Raw genomic sequence first — 15,538 nt, forward strand, 5'->3', positions numbered from 1 at the left:
GATGCGCGCGCGGCAATTGAAGCCCGGATTCTTCAAGAACGAGGACCTGGCCGAGTGCTCCCCCTGGGCCCGGCTGGTCTTCGCCGGGCTGTGGACCATGGCGGACCGGGCCGGAAGGCTGGAGGACCGCCCCAAGCGCATCAAGGCCGAGCTTCTGCCGTTCGACCCCGAGCCCATCCTCCCCATCCTGGACGAGCTGGAGCGCTGGGGGTTCGTCAGGCGTTATAGGGCGGACGGGCGCGACCTCATGTGGATTCCCAGGTTCGGCGCCCATCAGAACCCGCACAAGAACGAGAAGGAGAGCGAGCTGCCGCCCCATCCGGACGACCCGTGGGGACAGGCGGACGATCATGGCGCGAACGGGCCTAACGGCCGTGACGGTACCGGTCACGACGGCGCACCAGACGGGCACGGTGCCAGCACGGTGCAGGCACGGTGCGAATTCGGAACCCGCCGGGCCTCTTCTCCGACTCCCTCATCTCCTAAAGCTTCTTCTCCGAACACGTCTTCTCCGATGCATGGGGCAAAGGTTCCTGCCCGGTCGCGGCCCCATGCGGCCGCTCTCCTCTCAGAGCCGCCCGGGCCCGTGTCCGGTTACGCGCCAGGCGAAAGAAGCGACGCAAGGGGAGGGGGAAGGGTGGATGCCTACGAGGCCCAGGCCTATGCGGTCTCGCTGGAGATCCAGCAGATCGGCGAGGGCTATCCGCCCGAGCGGTTCGATCCGGGCGCGGCGGACACGGCCCTGAAGGAGCTCTCCAGACGCCGCCAGTGGCCTGGGCTTGGCCGGGTGCTTGATGATCTCACGGCCAGGCTCGCAAGCGACCAGTGGACCCGCGAGAACGGACGCTTCGCGCCCATGCTGTCGCGCTACATCCGCGAGCGCATGTGGCTGATGAAGGTGCCCGAAGCCAGGGCCGAGCCGGACAGGTTCGCGTCGCCCGAGTCCAAGGCCATCGACGACATCGCCGAAAAACTGCGCCGAAAGGAGCACACACATGAACAGCCTGAATTGCCGGATGGTGACCCCGCAAAGCGCCCTGGAAGTGCTGCAGCGCCTGGCGCTGCATTTCCCCCAGTCCAAGCAGGTGAGCGTGCTGGACCTGCTGGCTGAGGATTACGCCCGGGCCTGCCGGGACATGACCCGGGAGGACTTCGAGGAGGCGGCGCTCAAGTGCCTGGAAACGGCCAGGTATTTCCCCACCGTGGCCAGCCTGCGCGAGGCCTGGGACGAGAACAGGGCGCAGAGGCGCCGGATGGATGCCGAGGGCCGCGAACGTGAGGGAGGCCTTCGAGGCGAGCGGGGCTGCGAGGGTGAGATGTGTACGGACCGGGCCCGTGAGGTGCTGGAGGCCTTGAGGTTCGGGCACCGCCCGGGATTTATGCAATAGGTCAAACGACTAACCGCGAGGGCAGGGGAGATGGAGATGATGAGGTTCGACCTGGTGGGACGCAAGGCCATCCTGCACTACCTGAAGCTCACCAACTGGGGTCAGGTGGAGAGCCGCATCCGCCGGGGCCTGCCCGTGGTGAAGGAAGCCGGGGAGCTGCGCTGGCTTGCCTGCTCGAAGGATTTGGACGCGTGGATAGTGCCGCCGCCCAAGGGGTGAGAGGCGGGAACTAGCGGGCCGGGATTTTCAGCCCGGCCCTGCGAACTCTAAGTCTGCTTACGGTGTTCCATGTACTGGCGCAGCACGTTGTTGATCATCGTCTGGTAACCACGTTTCCCGCCTGTTTCTTCCTTGAAAAAAGCGATTACATCTTCATCAAGAAACATATGAACATCCTTTTTTTTGATGATGTTTGGTTTAATGCTTCCCCAGGGAACAGCCCTGGCGAACATCTCCCGGGGAACAGGCTGGGCGTCGGGGTCTTCAAGAGCGGCCTGGCGCAACTGCTCAGGGGATTTCTTTCGAATTGTCTCTAACTCGCTGTGAGTCTTTTTCTTATTTCCCATAATAGTATTGCCTCTCATCCTCATCCGCTGGACGGAACGAAATAATTCGAATGATGTTTGGTTCCCGTAATGTGAATACCACTATCACAATGATGTCTTCGAGTTCTCCGAATCCGACGTAACGAACCTCATCGTAGTCATTGCGGTCATCGGTGACCACCAGCAACGTGTCGGTAAAAAGCGGCTTCGCATCTTCGAAGTCCAACCCATGCTTGCGAAGGTTGAAGGCTCGTTTCTTGGGGTCCCAATCGAACTCGTACTCGTCACTCATTGATTAAATGTACATATAAATGGGTTGTTGTCAATGGCCTCTTCGCGGAGGCGGAAATGCCACCTTTGAAGAATCGCCAAGGGATGGCGCGGATAGGCGCAAGTGCTCCGCCGGTCTCCCCGGTGTATGGGGGGTGTGTATCAACCGCGGGCCGGGTTTCCCGCCCGCCAAAAAGCAGCAGAAAGGAGTTCAATATGAAGAAGATCATGCCGGTTCTTTGCGCATTGGCCCTGGCCCTGGCGCTTGCCGCGCCCGGCGTCATGGCCCAGACCACCACCTCGGGCGGACAGGCCTTGGTCCCGCCATTTCACCTGTTCTATTCGAGCTCAACCGAGCGCATCGACTTCTCGCTGCAGGTGGCGAACCTGTCCAACGACAGTATACACGTGCGGATAACATACATTGATCAGAACGGCACGGTGGCCAAGACTGAAGAGTTCGACCTTGGCGCAAAGCAGGCATGGGGTTCCTCGCTGTCCACAGCCTCGACTCCGGGCACCACACCCCTGGTGTTCTACGCGTCCGTGGAATGGACAGGCCCGTTCAGCACCCGCAAGCCCATGATCGCGCACGCCTACACCCGCTACTATGTCCAGTCGGGCTCCAACTACAGGGCTCAGGACGTCAATTCCCTTCCCATAAACTGCGGCCTGCCCTTCTAGAGTTCGTCAGTTCATAGGGCATAGCCCCTAACCCTTCCCACGCCTATTGTCTCTTTCCCAGCCATTGCGGCCAGTTCGCGCCATCCCAAAACGATAAAGCGCCCCACGGCGAAATGTGTCCGTGGGGCGCTTCATTTGTTCCGCCTTAGGCCAACCCTTCATCGCTCATCCGTGATTCAAGTCCTCGAATTTTTTAATGGAGATGCTGTGATCCGGGAACCTGGCCACAATATCCAGGCTCCCGCCCATGGCTTCCACAAAGCGCCGCAAGGTGCTCACGTACATGTCCGTGCGTTTTTCAATTTTCGCCACGGACGCCTGGCCGATGCTCAACACCTGGGCAAGTTCCTCTTGTGAAAGACGCCTTGCCTTGCGCAGTTCGGCCAGGTCCATTTCTTCACGCAGCAGATTCGACTTTTGTTTTACCCGCTCCTGCGCTTCGGCAGACATGGCCGCGCGCAGCTTTGCGAAAGAGTTTCTACCTGCCATGGTGTTTATCCTTCATTAATTCTTCAAGATGTTCGTCGTAAAGCCTGTCCGCAACGGGAACCATTCTTTCATAAAACCTGTCGTCGCCTGTCTTGTCGCCGCCAATAAGGAGAATCGCTGTGCGTGAGGGGTCGAATGCATAGAATACTCGAATCGGATGGCCTCCGCTTTGTATCCGCAATTCGCGCATATGCGAATGCCTCGACGATTCAACACCGCTTGAAAACGGAAACGGAAGATTCGGCCCCCTGCGTTCGAGTTCGCCAACGGTTGCGGCGATGTCTTCTTGTTCTGACCCAAGAGTCGCCCACCACTCGCCGAATTCGTCCGTGTACTCAACTTCCCATGCCATGGATGGAATGTATTCTTTGGAAGGAATATGTCAACGATCTTTTCCTGGCTGCAAAAAGATGTGACAGAGTGATGCAAGCCAACCCTTTCACCAAACCCCAAACCATCCCCATGAACTGGACCGTCTACCTCCTAACCTGCGCTGACAGCACCCTCTATTGCGGCATTACCCGCGACGTTGCCCGCAGGCTGGACGAGCACAACGGCCTCATCCCCGGCGGGGCCAGGTACACCCGGTCCCGCAGGCCGGTTGAGTTGGTGGGGAGCAAGCTGGTGGCGGACAGGTCCGAGGCCTTGAAGCTTGAACGTACAATCAAACGCATGAAGCGGGCGCAGAAGCTGGCCTTCTTTCAGAATGCCACCCCCGAGCCCGCTTCGGAAAACAGTTAGCCCCGCACCCTCTGCGGGCCGCCCAGTCTTTCAGCCAGCGTTACTTCTTCACTGCACCCTTCACCCGGGTGAACAGCTGCCCGTTCCCGACGATGCTGTCACTGCCCTTCACGTAGCCGAACCGGATGGTGCCGGACGGCCCGAACCCCACGCCGCCGTAGACGCTCAAAAGCCCGTTCTCGATGGCCGCCGGGCACAGCTGCGGCCCGCCGAACACCATGCCGCTCACGGCCACCACGAAGATGTTGTCTTCTTTGGTTATCTCCAGGGTGATGCTGGGGCTGCCCTGGGACTTCCAGGTGCCGATGAAGTCCTTGTCGCTGGCGGCCATGGCCGTCAATGCGCCCGAGAGGATAAGAATGGCCAGAATGGGTACGATGGCTTCGTTCTTGAACATGGCGCGCCCCCTCCGGTGAGAGTTGTTGGTCAGGCTCACTAGTACACTTCGGCGTGCTGCTTGTGCGCGGCCCATTCGCCGCTGTAGAGCTTGGCCATCTCCTTGGACCGGATGACCAATAGATTCTCCGCGTTGTTCTCCTCAGCGCCCCTGGTGAAGTTGAAGCTGCCGGTGATGACGGTTTCCGCGTCGATCACCATGACCTTGTTGTGGGCCATGGCGTGCATGGCGTCTATCATGACCGGGATGCCCGCGCTGCTGAGCATGGGAGCCACGCTGGCCTTGTCGGTGCGGTTGCTCTTGTCGAGTATGGCGGCCACGGCCACGCCGCGCTTCTTGGCCTCCACCAGGGCCTGGGCGATGGCCCTGTTGTTGAAGTTGAAGGCCTGCACCAGAATCGAGGTCTTGGCCTTGCCGATCTCGCGCACCACGGCGTCCTGGGCGCCGCCCTTGGGGCTGAAGAAGACCTCCACGGGCGTGTTGTTAAGCGTCATGGACTCGGCCACGGCCAGGCCGGGCGCGGCCAGGGCCAGAAGAAGGCTCAAGGCGAAGGCGAATCGGTGCATGGGTACCCCCCTCTTTTCCTCGGGTTCGGGTTTCGTATTAGCTGCCGGCCTTCCCGGCCGGCGGTTTGTCCGGAGTCTTGGTCGTCCTTTTCCGTGTGTGGCGTCCTGGCAGGGGGGCATCCCCAGCCAGCGTGTGCGCTTGGGCCTCCTGCTGCCTCTTCCAGGCCGCGAGCAATTCGCCGATGTAGCTCTGGTAGCCCTTGCCGATGCTCCGGTACCAGTTGAGCACCTCGGCATCGAGGCGGATGGAGATCATCACCCGCTTTGGCCTGGGCCGTATCTGCCCGGCCAGGTCTTCGATTCCCGGAAACTCGCCCCCCGGCTTGCCGCCCGCAGAGCTCCCCGAAATGTTCCCGGCCTCGCCCCGCCGCGCGCGCATCCGGGGTTTGCTTTCGTTTGCCTCGCCGGACGGGCCGGACGCCTCCGGCGGTGCCGCAAGCTCCAGGCCGTCCTTGGAGACCCTCTTGCGGTCTTTCTTCTTCATGCCGTCGCTTTCTTTTCGCAGGCGCTCGCCAAGTGTCTGTTTTAACAGATTGAAATAGAAGTATTACGCAGCTTTTGTGATGTTTTGTATATACTTTTTGTATATCTGTCTAGAGGGTGAAAAATATTTGTTACCCAAAAGCAGTGTTCCGGATATTGGAATTCTAGGTACGGCCGTCCAGACCCGAGCCATTTTCGGCATCACCCCCAGTGGACATTTGGGGGGAGTGCATATATGAAAATAGCGTCAAAGAGTTTAAAAAAAATCCAATAAATTAAACCGTTACTATGGTGTGTTTGGCATAGATCACTGAGCATGTACTGAAGAAACAAAGCATTGCCTTGCGCCGCGTTATGCACAGGGGGTGACGAAGCAGTAGTACGATCAACCCACTCGAGTAAGGCCAAGCAGACGAAACGACGGGGCCGGTAACGGCCTGCGAAACCGCGCAAGCGCCAAGAGTGAGGATGATATGCAGCGCTACAGCATAACCGAGTACCAGGACGCCACCCCCGCCACCCGTGAAGTCTACGACGACTTCATGCGTTCAACCGGCGACACCCAGGTTCCCCTGTGGCTGAAAACCCTGGGCCACAGCCCGGCCCTGGCCAAAGCCTACTGGGAACGCGCCAAGGGCACGCTCCTTAGCGGCTCACTGCCGCTGCCCCTAAAAGAGATGATCGTGTTCGCGGTGTCGGCCAAAAACGGCGCCCGCTATTGCTCCGCCTGCCACGCCCACTGCGTGTTGAGCCTGGACACCTCCCTCACCTTTGACGACCTGCAAAACATGATAGCCTCGGGCACCAGTGACAAATTCCCGGCCTACTACCGCAGCGTGGTGCGCTTCGCCCTGAAGGCAGCCGCGGACGCAAACGCCCTCACCGACGCCGACTTCGAGGAACTGGCCGGGGAGGGGTTCACCCAGGGGGAGATCTGCGAGATAATAGCCGTCATCGACATGACCACCATGTTCAACGTGTACACCAGCTCGCTTAAGATCGACCTCGATCCCGATTATCGCGCCATTCTTTAGCGCCTGTTTCTGCAGAGCATAGAACAGCGGAACCGCCCATGAGCGACAGGACCACCCACCAGCTGGTGCGCTACGAGGCGCTCTTCAAACTGCTCTCGGACATTCAGTCCGTGGACGACGTCCTGGTCATCGGGCGGCGAGTGGCCACCCAGTGGAAATATTTCGCCGACGTTCCCAGCTGGCGCCTGGTGATCCGCACGGGCGAAGATTTTCTGGTGATGGACGGCCTGCCCGGCGAGGCGAGCATCGCCACTGTCAGGGAGCTCGAGGCCTGGGACAGGCACCACCTGGACAGCAAGCTGCCCCGCATAATGGATGTGGCAAGCCGGACAGACGAGCTTTCACCTCCGGCCCATCTGGCCGGAGAGTCCATCAGAGCCGTCTACGTGCTGCCCGTGGTGCGCGCGGGCAGCGTCCTTGGCCTTGTGAGCGCGGCCGTCCGCCACTTTCCCGTAAGCGACCTGGACGCGAAGTTCATCCACCTTTTCGGAAACTATCTGGCCGAGCGCGTGTCGGACATCACCAGGCGCAAACAGGCCGAGCAGTTCAGGCGGCACGTGGAGCGAATCATCCGCCACGACATCAAGTCCCCGCTGTCCGGGCTGCACGCTCTGGCTTCCTGCGCCCTGGACGACCCCGTGGACGAGGGGCTGCGCGAAATGATTCCCTTCATATTAAACTCGGTCCAGCGGGTGGTCCGGCTGGTTGATGCCTCCGACGCCTTTCTCAAGATGGAGAGCGGCGCGTACCAGCCGGATGCCAAGTGGTTCGACCTGGGGCAGACCTGCGCCAACATCGAGCTGGGCCTGAGAACGCTGGCCAGGTCGATGGGGGTGCGCCTTGTCCTGCCGGACGGCGATCTGCGGGCCTACGGCGAGGAGTTCCTCGTAGAGGACATGCTCATGAACCTGGTGAGAAACGCCGTGGAGGCCTCGCCGGAGGAGGGCGTGGTCACGCTGTCTTGCCGGAAGGAGAAGGACAGCCTGCGCATCGACATCCACAACCATGGGGCGGTGCCCGAGGACGTGCGCGCGGTGTTCTTCGAAAAATACGCCACCTTCGGAAAACCCTGGGGAACCGGGCTTGGAACCTACTCCGCCCAGCTCATCGCCAGGGCCCACGGCGGCAGCATCGGGTTTGTCACCTCCAAGGAAGAGGGTACCACGGTGAACGTGGTGCTGCCCCATCCTGCCACGCAGCCGGAAGCAAGGGCGGGGCACTGGGCCACGTAGCGGCCCTTCCCAAATATTCCCGCGGGCGTCGCCGCCGCTCAACAGCCGACCATTAAGGCTTGGTGCGCATGCCGCATACTCTGGTTTCCCGGGAGTACACTCCAGGACCTTCTGACCGTATTCCGCGCCTCCTCCATGCTGTCTGATCCGGGATTCGCCCCAGTCTCAGTTCTTTCGCCATTGCCGCTTCCGGTGTGCCTGGAATGCTCTTCCCGGCGGATGCACTGCTTGCTTGGGCCGTACTGTAAATAGTGGGCGGCAAATATCCGGTTTCTTTTATTCCCCAGACACCTGAATCGGGGGTCATGTTTGGACCAATGGTTTTACATCCTGTGGATCGATTTTTGGAATAAGTTTGGCGCATTTGAACTTGCGTACACAATAATTGAAGGATATTGCCCCGATATTCCGTTCAGCACCTACTTCGTTTTCGCAACAGGAGTTCCAAACCGTCGCTTCAAAAGGGGGGGATGTCATGGCCTTTTTGCGTGATTTGAGCATCTATTTCAAACTGGCGGCAAGCTTTCTGGTCATGCTTCTCTTGACCATGGTCCTGGCGGTGAGCGGCTACTCCATCCTGGGCACCATCCACGACTCCTCCAGCGAAGTCTCAGACGTCTGGCTGCCGGCCATGCGGGCCACGGCCATCATGACGGACGCTGCCAACAATTTCCGCCGGGCCGAGTTCCAGCATATAATCACTGAATCCACTGAAGATCATAAGATGATCGAAGAGCGCATGGCCAAGGCCAAGAAGAACATGGCCGAAGCCGAGGCGCAGCTTGCGAAGCTTTCTCTGCCCGAGGAGTTCAAGTCCACCATGAAGGCGTATGCCGCCTCCTGGCAGGATTTCCTGCGGGTGAACGTCAAGCTGGTCGAGATCTCCAACAAACAGAACGACGCAGAGGCCATCAAGCTCATCCGCGGCGAATCCGCCAAGGTGTTCAACCAGGCCCTGGGCTCCCTGGACAAGCTGAACTCCATGGCCCAGGATCGCGGCATCCAGGCGGGCAACGCCGTGGACCAGACCATCATGTCCGGCAAGACGCGCACCATGATAATAGCAGGCATCATCCTGGCTCTGGGCCTTTGCGCCACCATAGCCCTGCCGAACCTCATCACCAAGCGGCTCAAGGAAACCCAGATGCACGCCGAAGAGGTGGCGGCAGGAAATCTCGACAGCTGCCTGGCGGTATGCGCCCACGACGAGATCGGTCGCCTGCAGAAGGCGCTTATGGATATGCTCTGCAAGCTAAAGGAGCAGCTCTCCTTCTCCGACGGTGTGCTCAAGGGCATGACCATTCCCTGCTCGGTGTTTTCCCCCCAGGACACCACGGTCTTCACCAACCAGCTCATGATCGACCTTCTGGAGCGTGGTGGAAAGCCCGAGGACTACTACGGACAGACCTCGGGCGGCTTCATCTGGGGCGAACCCGGCAAGGACACCATCTCCAGCATCGCCCTGCGTGAGAACCGCTCCATCACGGCCGAGCGCGAATTCACCACCCACAAGGGCAACAAGCGCCATGCCCGCATCTCCTCCTCGCCGTTCTACGACCCCACCGGCCACGTGCTGGGCACCCTTTCGGTGTGGATCGATCTGACGGCCATCAAGGAGCAGGAAGCCCTGATCGCCCAGCAGAACGAGAAGATCACCCAGGTGGCCGTGCAGGCCGAACAGGTGGCCGAGGCCGTGTCCGCGGCTTCCGAACAGCTCTCGGCCCAGATCGAGCAGGCCGCCAGAGGCGCCGAGACCCAGCGCGACAGGGCCGCCGAGACCGCCACGGCCATGGAAGAGATGAACGCCACGGTGCTTGAGGTGGCCCAGAACGCCCACACCGCCGCCACCCGTTCCGAGCAGGCCCGGGGCAAGGCCCAGGACGGCCAGGGCGTGGTGGACAACGTGATCAATTCCACGGAGATCGTCCGGACCCAGGCCCTGCAGCTTCTTGAGAAGATGGGCCAGATGGACGGACGCGCCCGGGATATCGGGCGGGTGCTGAACGTGATTTCCGACATAGCCGACCAGACCAACCTGCTGGCCCTGAACGCCGCCATCGAGGCCGCCAGAGCAGGCGAAGCCGGGCGCGGGTTCGCCGTGGTGGCCGACGAGGTGCGAAAGCTGGCCGAGAAGACCATGACCGCCACCCACGAGGTGGAGGAGGCCATAACGAGCATCCAGCGCGAATCCAAGGACAACATGCTAAGCGTGGACCAGACTGCCAAGGCCATCGAGGAGGTCACCTCCCTGGCCGCCGAGTCCGGGGACGCCCTGAAATCGATCGTATCCCTGTCGGATTCCTCCACCATGGAGGTGCACGCCATCGCCACCGCAGCCGAGGAGCAGTCCGCGGCCAGCGAGGAGATCAACCGGGCTGTGGCCGAGATCAACAGGATATCCATGGAGACCGCCCAGACCATGTCCCACTCCACGGACGCGGTCATCGATCTCTCCCGCCAGGCTTCGGCCCTGCATGAGCTCATCTTCAGCATGCGCGGGACCAGCGGAAAGAAGTCCATCGGGGCCTGATTACTCCCCCAGAGCACGGCTTTGCCTTGAATGAAATGCGCCCCGGGTGAACGGTTTCACCCGGGGCGTTTGTTTTGGCAGGCTGGCCAGGGGAGGGAAGAGCGCCCACTTTAGTCCTTCCTTTTCTGCAAAAGCTCCACGTCGAACTCGTCCAAACGCTTCTCCTTGTGCGCCTGCGCGCCGTTCTCCGCCGCTTCCTTGGCCATCTCTTCCTTGGACGGCCTGTGCCAGAGGGTCACCTTCTCGGGCAGCGGGTCGAACTTGTGGTAGGATCTGTGGTGGGCCATGGATATTTCCGCCACGAAGGCGCCGTACGCGGTGGAAAATGGAACGGAGAGTATGGGGGCAGGGCTTATGTGGCTTATCACGTGGCCTTTGCCCGTGATGACCGATGGCGTGGCCGCCTTGAGGTGGATGCCGTCCGTGGAGAGGTGCATGCGCGCCTGGCCCGCGATCATGTTGGTCAGCTCGCCCACTGCGTCCGCGATGTTTTCGTCGATCTCGGTGTAGTTTTCCCCTAGCATGGCGTTGGTGATTTTTAGGATCACGGCCTTCTCGAACGTCACCGAGAGCACGCCCGTCATGTCCCCGGTAAGGCCTATGACCCCGGTGACGTCCCCGGCGGCCGTGCGCGCCAGGTTGACGTAGGGTTTGCCGGGCTCCACCACCACCTGGGCCATTTTGAGCAGGACGTCCGTAACGGCCTGGAGAATGGGGTTTATGAAGGTGACGCTGTAGTCTGAGTCCATGGGGGATCCTCATGGTGGTTGCGCGCCGAATAAGCCTGCCCGCTTGGAGCCGGGAATGAACTAGCTTCTACAAGAAAACGTATTTCATTAAATATGTCCAGGCCCGGGAAGCCCTTATGGGCGAAGCACTTTGCTTCGAGGCTGGCCGGGGGTTCTTCCCTTGGCGAGCCGCTCCTGCTGATAACGTTTTTTTTTAAAAATCCCTCTGGACAACCTTCTGGGAGAGGCCTATATTGTAGTCGTGTTCCAGGAGACTGTTGGTTCACCTTCAACGGAGGCGATACCATTGGGCCAATCTGAAGAAGAGCAGCATTTTCTGAAGTAGAGCACCAAGAGGCCAGAGAAAAAACTACATCCTGGCAAACTCAAGATGGAGTAACCATCCGCTCTACAGGTACGGCAAAGACAGCCACTTGAAACCATTAGACTACTACAGAGTTTGAACCTACTGGCCCTGTCCTTCACTGGACGGGGCCTTTCTTTTGCAGTGCTTGCGGCTTGCAACAACAGCTCACTGCTTTGTCGCATGCGCGACGCATTGTCCGCGTGGATTGATACGGCGAGCCGCACAGGGCCTGCCAGCTCGGGCCGCCGGTGTGTGCGAGTGCAGCAGGGGCAACGTCAGTGAGGCGTCAATCCGGTGATGTACACGGCCCTCTCATACGCCCAGGTGAAAGGTGCGGTGTCGACATTTATCAACCCCACGAACGGCGTATTGAGGTCTATTATTATAGTTATCACCAAAAGGATGATGATGAACGTGCACACCTCGTATGCGGTCTGGGTTTTCTTGTTGCTTACGCGCGTGAGGTACACCTTGACGAGCATCACGTAGTAGCCGACCACAATCTCAAGGCAAACACCATATTGAAGCTTTCCTCATGAGTCGTGATTTCAGGCGCAATATATTCAAGCCGCATGCGCCTGGGCAAGCCTTAAGAATACGCATCAATCCTGAGGGCCTTTCAAGAAGGCTCGCCATAAAAGCTCATGCGGTCCGGCAACAAAGCACCGCCAGCGCTTGCCCAGAATCTCATTTATCTGTTACGGCCACGAAGGATCACGCAATCTTTCGGTGCTGGGTGCCACGCCCAACTGGAGTACGGCCAGCGCATGAAGCTCTTCCGGTTCGATTCCATCCGTCTGAACCTCATCCTGGTGGTTCTTTTCGGCGCTCTTCCCATGCTGGCCATGATCCTCTGGTCCGGCGTGGAATTACGGGAAAAGGAGGTTCGAGAAGCCAAAGCCGATGCCCTGAGGATGGTCAGGTCCTTCGGGGAGCAGCAGGAGAGCGTCACCCGTGGCGTGGAGCTTCTGCTTTCCACCCTGTCGCTGATGCACGAACAGCACCTGGACCACGCCTCGTGCACCACGCTTTTCAAGGCCCTGGTGCAACAGCATCCCGTCCATGCCAACTTCATCCTGCTCGACCCGAACGGGAACGTCCTCGCGGCCGCGCTTCCCTTTGCCGCGGACAATTTCGCCGACCGCAAGCATGTGGCAGAAACCATGAGGACTCGCGACTTTTCCGCCGGGGAATACATCGTCAGCCGGTTCGAGGCCGGGCCGGTGATCGCCTTTGCCTATCCGGTCATTGGCCAGGGGGGGGAGCTCACGGGCATACTGACCACCAGCCTGAAGCTCGACCATTTCGTGAACATGTTCGACATGGCCATGCTTCCGGAAGGCTCGAGCCTCGGCATCTTCGACGGCAAGGGAACACGCCTGCTGTTTTATCCGTACAAACCCGAAACAAACCCCGTGGGAGAGCGCATTTCCCCCCACGCCATGAGCGCCTTTTACGGCCCGGAGGATGAAGGAGTGGCCTCCTTTACTCCCCTGGACGGGGTCCGGCGCTATTTCGCGTTCCAGAAATTGCGCCTTAAGCCCCAGGACGCGCCGTATCTGGTGATAGCCGTCGGCATTCCAGAGGCCGTAATCCTCGCCAGGGCGGACAAGCTTACCCGGCAACACCTCTACGCGTTCGGCCTGGCCGCGTCTCTTTCGCTCCTGGCGGCCTGGCTGACGGGTAAATACGGAATCATAAACCCCTTGAAGCGATTCGCCGGGCTGGCCAGACGGGTGGGGGAAGGCGATCTGGACGCCGTGTCCGGCATGAGCGGAGGCAGCGGCACCTTGAACATCGTGGCCACCGCCTTTGACGGCATGGTCAAGGCGCTCAAAAGCCGCGAGGCGGAGCGGCGCGTTGCCGAACAAGTCCTGCGCGCAAGCGGCGAGCGCTTCCGCCATGTGGTGGAGGGAACGGACAACCTGATCACCCAGGTGGATGGCTCCGGGCGCTTTCTCTACGTGAATCCGGTGGCCCGCAAGGTTTTCGGCCTGGAACCCGAAGAATGCGTCGGGCGCCTGGCCTTCGAATTCGTGCACGAGAACGACCGCGAGACCACGGAGCGCGCCTTCAAGGGCTGGATAGCGGCCGGGCTCAAACACATGGTGTTCGAGAACCGGCTGGTGTCCCTGTCCGGGGAAGTGCGGCGCATGTCCTGGACCATCGACATCCACTACGACGACTCCGGGAACGTTTCCGTGGTGGACAACATCGCCCAGGACATCACCCTGCGCAAACAGGCCGAGCTGGTCCTCATGGAGAACGAGGAGCGCTTCAGGCTCCTGGTGGAGGCGGCTCCGGAAGCGATCATCGTGGCTGATGCCAACGACCACCGCGTCATCATGGTGAACAAGAACGCCGAGGCCCTGTTCGCCACAAGCGCCAAGGATATTCTGGAGCACGGGGTCTTCAGGTTCTTCGCCAAGAAACAGCCTGACGGCATGGAGCTCGAGCAATCCATAGCCCGCAACCGCGAAAGAATCCTGGACGGGGAGATACTCACCATCGAGCGGGCCATCAAAAACGCGGATGGCAAGGACCTGCTGTGCGAGGTCCGGCTGGTTAGGTTCCTGTATTGCGGCAGGGACACCATACGCTCCAGCTGGACCGACATCACGGGGCGCAAGAAAATAGAAAAACAGCTGCTGGAGAGCCAGGCCAAGCTGGAAACCGCGCTGGCGAGCATTGTGGACGCGGTGTTCATTTCCGACGAGAAGGGCAACTTCATCCACTTCAACGAGGCCTTCGCCACCTTCCACAAGTTTGCAAGCAAGCAGGAGTGCGCCAGGCACTTCGACGATTACCCGGCCATACTGGATGTCTATCTGGAGAACGGCGAACTTGCGCCGCTTGATCAATGGGCCGTTCCCAGGGCGCTTCGGGGCGAAACCGCCACCAACGCCATCTACAGGCTCAAGCGAAAGGACACCGGCGAAACCTGGATCGCCAGCTACAGCTTCAGCCCCATCCGGGGCAAGAAAGGCAAGATAGTTGGTTCCGTGGTGGTTGGCCGCGACATCACCGAGGCCAAGCAGCTCGAGAGCCAGCTGGTGCGAAGCGAGCGCGACCTGAAGGCCATTCTGGACAACCTGCCCTCGCTGGTAAGCTACTGGGACAAGGAGCTCAATTGCCGCCTGGCCAACAGCGCCTACCTGGTCTGGTACGGCCTTAATCGCGACACCATGCCCGGGATGCACCTGAAGGACCTGCTGGGAGAAGAGACGTACCGCAAGAGCCTGCCCTACATAGAGGCCGTGATGGCAGGCCAGCCCCAGCTCTTCGAGCGGGCCATGCCCTCTCCCGACGGCAGCCACGTGCGGCGCGCCCTTCTGAACTACATCCCGGACATTTCGGACGGCGCGGTGCAGGGCTTCTACGCCCTGGTAACGGACGTCACCTTCATCAAGAACGCCGAGGAGGCCATGGCCGCTTCGCTTAAGGAGAAGGAAGTGCTCCTGCGCGAAATCCACCACCGGGTGAAAAACAACCTCCAGATCATCTCGAGCCTTTTGAGCCTCCAGGAGGAGGGCTTGAAGGACCAGGCAGCCCTGGAAGCCCTGGCCGCAAGCAGAAGCAGGGTGATCTCCATGGCCATGATCCACGAGCAGCTCTACCGCTCGGAGGACCTCTCCGGCATCGACGCGGCCGAGTATCTCAGGCAGTTCGTGCCCAAGCTGGTGGCGGCGTACAGGGGCGCGCAGGACGTCACGCTGCGCCTGGACGATCTCTCCCCGGTCACCCTGGCCCTGGACCAGGCCGTCCCCTTCGGGCTCATAGTGAATGAACTGGTGACCAACGCCATCAAGCACGCCTTCAAGGGCCGCGACATGGGCGCCGTAACCATCCGCACTAACCTCGCCGGGGGCTCGGTCTCCCTGGTGGTGGCCGACGACGGCGTGGGCCTGCCCGAAGACTTCGAGCAATTGAAAACCAAAACCCTGGGCCTTCAAATGGTGGCCATGCTCGCCAACCAGCTGCACGGGGCGCTTGCGGTGGACTCGGGCCGTGGAACCTCGTTCACGCTCACCTTTCCCCACCGGACAGGCCATTGAACCTGGGGGTGCAGACGCGATTGACGCGG

The 15,538-nt window shown here is 60.4% G+C and carries 18 protein-coding genes; 9 read left to right on the forward strand and 9 right to left on the reverse strand.

The features are described from left to right. The first annotated feature begins 1 nt into the window (after window position 1). The 3 genes from HY795_06170 to HY795_06180 are packed head-to-tail and all read left to right on the forward strand — an operon-like array spanning window position 2 to window position 1,607. Window positions 2-1,111: a hypothetical protein gene (locus HY795_06170; protein MBI4804802.1), complete on the forward strand. Its 1,110-nt coding sequence runs from the start codon at window positions 2-4 to the stop codon at window positions 1,109-1,111. Next, a complete protein-coding gene (locus tag HY795_06175; GenBank protein MBI4804803.1) occupies window positions 996-1,388 on the forward strand; it encodes a hypothetical protein in 393 nt (130 codons plus the stop codon). Before HY795_06170 ends, HY795_06175 begins: the two co-directional genes overlap by 116 nt. Window positions 1,389-1,424: 36 nt before the next feature. Then, on the forward strand, window positions 1,425-1,607 hold the full coding sequence (locus HY795_06180; protein ID MBI4804804.1) for a hypothetical protein: 183 nt from the start codon (window positions 1,425-1,427) through the stop codon (window positions 1,605-1,607). A 47-nt stretch (window positions 1,608-1,654) separates the two neighbouring features. On the opposite strand, the gene HY795_06185 is transcribed toward HY795_06180, so the two are convergent. Together HY795_06185 and HY795_06190 are read right to left on the reverse strand one after the other, a co-directional pair. Next, a complete protein-coding gene (locus HY795_06185; GenBank protein MBI4804805.1) occupies window positions 1,655-1,954 on the reverse strand; it encodes a BrnA antitoxin family protein in 300 nt (99 codons plus the stop codon). Then, a complete protein-coding gene (locus HY795_06190) occupies window positions 1,944-2,225 on the reverse strand; it encodes a BrnT family toxin (GenBank protein ID MBI4804806.1) in 282 nt (93 codons plus the stop codon). Before HY795_06190 ends, HY795_06185 begins: the two co-directional genes overlap by 11 nt. Window positions 2,226-2,419: 194 nt before the next feature. Between HY795_06190 and HY795_06195 the strand changes: the two genes are divergently transcribed. Further along, window positions 2,420-2,887, forward strand: a complete 468-nt coding sequence (locus HY795_06195) for a hypothetical protein (protein ID MBI4804807.1) — start codon at window positions 2,420-2,422, stop codon at window positions 2,885-2,887. 165 nt (window positions 2,888-3,052) lie between these two features. On the opposite strand, the gene HY795_06200 is transcribed toward HY795_06195, so the two are convergent. Next, on the reverse strand, window positions 3,053-3,376 hold the full coding sequence (locus HY795_06200) for an XRE family transcriptional regulator (protein MBI4804808.1): 324 nt from the start codon (window positions 3,374-3,376) through the stop codon (window positions 3,053-3,055). Next, window positions 3,366-3,728, reverse strand: a complete 363-nt coding sequence (locus HY795_06205; GenBank protein MBI4804809.1) for a type II toxin-antitoxin system RelE/ParE family toxin — start codon at window positions 3,726-3,728, stop codon at window positions 3,366-3,368. Before HY795_06205 ends, HY795_06200 begins: the two co-directional genes overlap by 11 nt. 110 nt (window positions 3,729-3,838) lie before the next feature. Here HY795_06205 and HY795_06210 point away from each other — a divergent pair, with 110 nt between their 5' ends. Beyond that, a complete protein-coding gene (locus HY795_06210) occupies window positions 3,839-4,117 on the forward strand; it encodes a GIY-YIG nuclease family protein (GenBank protein MBI4804810.1) in 279 nt (92 codons plus the stop codon). Between the two features lie 40 nt (window positions 4,118-4,157). Here HY795_06210 and HY795_06215 read toward each other — a convergent pair whose 3' ends face one another. Genes HY795_06215 through HY795_06225 form a run of 3 tightly spaced genes read right to left on the reverse strand, consistent with a single transcriptional unit; the run spans window position 4,158 to window position 5,564 of the window. Next, window positions 4,158-4,514, reverse strand: coding sequence for a hypothetical protein (locus HY795_06215; GenBank protein MBI4804811.1), 357 nt, complete (start codon window positions 4,512-4,514; stop codon window positions 4,158-4,160). 38 nt (window positions 4,515-4,552) lie between these two features. Further along, window positions 4,553-5,080: a phospholipase D family protein gene (locus HY795_06220; protein MBI4804812.1), complete on the reverse strand. Its 528-nt coding sequence runs from the start codon at window positions 5,078-5,080 to the stop codon at window positions 4,553-4,555. 37 nt (window positions 5,081-5,117) lie between these two features. Next, window positions 5,118-5,564: a BrnA antitoxin family protein gene (locus HY795_06225; protein MBI4804813.1), complete on the reverse strand. Its 447-nt coding sequence runs from the start codon at window positions 5,562-5,564 to the stop codon at window positions 5,118-5,120. Between the two features lie 472 nt (window positions 5,565-6,036). Between HY795_06225 and HY795_06230 the strand changes: the two genes are divergently transcribed. From HY795_06230 to HY795_06240, 3 genes are all read left to right on the forward strand, one after another. After that, on the forward strand, window positions 6,037-6,597 hold the full coding sequence (locus HY795_06230) for a carboxymuconolactone decarboxylase family protein (protein MBI4804814.1): 561 nt from the start codon (window positions 6,037-6,039) through the stop codon (window positions 6,595-6,597). A 38-nt stretch (window positions 6,598-6,635) separates the two neighbouring features. Then, on the forward strand, window positions 6,636-7,829 hold the full coding sequence (locus HY795_06235; protein ID MBI4804815.1) for a HAMP domain-containing histidine kinase: 1,194 nt from the start codon (window positions 6,636-6,638) through the stop codon (window positions 7,827-7,829). Between the two features lie 475 nt (window positions 7,830-8,304). Beyond that, window positions 8,305-10,359: an MCP four helix bundle domain-containing protein gene (locus HY795_06240; GenBank protein MBI4804816.1), complete on the forward strand. Its 2,055-nt coding sequence runs from the start codon at window positions 8,305-8,307 to the stop codon at window positions 10,357-10,359. A gap of 110 nt (window positions 10,360-10,469) precedes the next feature. Here the strand turns inward: HY795_06240 and HY795_06245 are convergent, their stop codons facing one another. Further along, window positions 10,470-11,108, reverse strand: coding sequence for a chemotaxis protein CheX (locus HY795_06245; GenBank protein MBI4804817.1), 639 nt, complete (start codon window positions 11,106-11,108; stop codon window positions 10,470-10,472). A 621-nt stretch (window positions 11,109-11,729) separates the two neighbouring features. Further along, the gene (locus HY795_06250) at window positions 11,730-11,954 is read right to left on the reverse strand and encodes a hypothetical protein (protein MBI4804818.1); all 225 of its coding nucleotides are present in this window, start codon (window positions 11,952-11,954) and stop codon (window positions 11,730-11,732) included. Window positions 11,955-12,221: 267 nt separating this feature from the next. Here HY795_06250 and HY795_06255 point away from each other — a divergent pair, with 267 nt between their 5' ends. Beyond that, window positions 12,222-15,509: a PAS domain S-box protein gene (locus tag HY795_06255; GenBank protein MBI4804819.1), complete on the forward strand. Its 3,288-nt coding sequence runs from the start codon at window positions 12,222-12,224 to the stop codon at window positions 15,507-15,509. The last annotated feature ends 29 nt before the right edge of the window (window positions 15,510-15,538 follow it).

Source organism: Desulfovibrio sp., assembly GCA_016208105.1.
Lineage (GTDB): Bacteria > Desulfobacterota > Desulfovibrionia > Desulfovibrionales > Desulfovibrionaceae > Fundidesulfovibrio.

What these genes read in the sequence shown, in the direction of transcription:
- HY795_06225 (MBI4804813.1), bottom strand. Translation starts at nt 5,564, where the DNA reads ATGAAGAAGAAAGACCGCAAGAGGGTCTCCAAGGACGGCCTGGAGCTT.
- HY795_06235 (MBI4804815.1), top strand. Translation starts at nt 6,636, where the DNA reads ATGAGCGACAGGACCACCCACCAGCTGGTGCGCTACGAGGCGCTCTTC.
- HY795_06205 (MBI4804809.1), bottom strand. Translation starts at nt 3,728, where the DNA reads ATGGCATGGGAAGTTGAGTACACGGACGAATTCGGCGAGTGGTGGGCG.
- HY795_06240 (MBI4804816.1), top strand. Translation starts at nt 8,305, where the DNA reads ATGGCCTTTTTGCGTGATTTGAGCATCTATTTCAAACTGGCGGCAAGC.
- HY795_06230 (MBI4804814.1), top strand. Translation starts at nt 6,037, where the DNA reads ATGCAGCGCTACAGCATAACCGAGTACCAGGACGCCACCCCCGCCACC.
- HY795_06175 (MBI4804803.1), top strand. Translation starts at nt 996, where the DNA reads ATGAACAGCCTGAATTGCCGGATGGTGACCCCGCAAAGCGCCCTGGAA.
- HY795_06220 (MBI4804812.1), bottom strand. Translation starts at nt 5,080, where the DNA reads ATGCACCGATTCGCCTTCGCCTTGAGCCTTCTTCTGGCCCTGGCCGCG.
- HY795_06190 (MBI4804806.1), bottom strand. Translation starts at nt 2,225, where the DNA reads ATGAGTGACGAGTACGAGTTCGATTGGGACCCCAAGAAACGAGCCTTC.
- HY795_06210 (MBI4804810.1), top strand. Translation starts at nt 3,839, where the DNA reads ATGAACTGGACCGTCTACCTCCTAACCTGCGCTGACAGCACCCTCTAT.
- HY795_06185 (MBI4804805.1), bottom strand. Translation starts at nt 1,954, where the DNA reads ATGGGAAATAAGAAAAAGACTCACAGCGAGTTAGAGACAATTCGAAAG.
- HY795_06195 (MBI4804807.1), top strand. Translation starts at nt 2,420, where the DNA reads ATGAAGAAGATCATGCCGGTTCTTTGCGCATTGGCCCTGGCCCTGGCG.
- HY795_06245 (MBI4804817.1), bottom strand. Translation starts at nt 11,108, where the DNA reads ATGGACTCAGACTACAGCGTCACCTTCATAAACCCCATTCTCCAGGCC.
- HY795_06180 (MBI4804804.1), top strand. Translation starts at nt 1,425, where the DNA reads ATGATGAGGTTCGACCTGGTGGGACGCAAGGCCATCCTGCACTACCTG.
- HY795_06255 (MBI4804819.1), top strand. Translation starts at nt 12,222, where the DNA reads ATGAAGCTCTTCCGGTTCGATTCCATCCGTCTGAACCTCATCCTGGTG.
- HY795_06215 (MBI4804811.1), bottom strand. Translation starts at nt 4,514, where the DNA reads ATGTTCAAGAACGAAGCCATCGTACCCATTCTGGCCATTCTTATCCTC.
- HY795_06170 (MBI4804802.1), top strand. Translation starts at nt 2, where the DNA reads ATGCGCGCGCGGCAATTGAAGCCCGGATTCTTCAAGAACGAGGACCTG.
- HY795_06200 (MBI4804808.1), bottom strand. Translation starts at nt 3,376, where the DNA reads ATGGCAGGTAGAAACTCTTTCGCAAAGCTGCGCGCGGCCATGTCTGCC.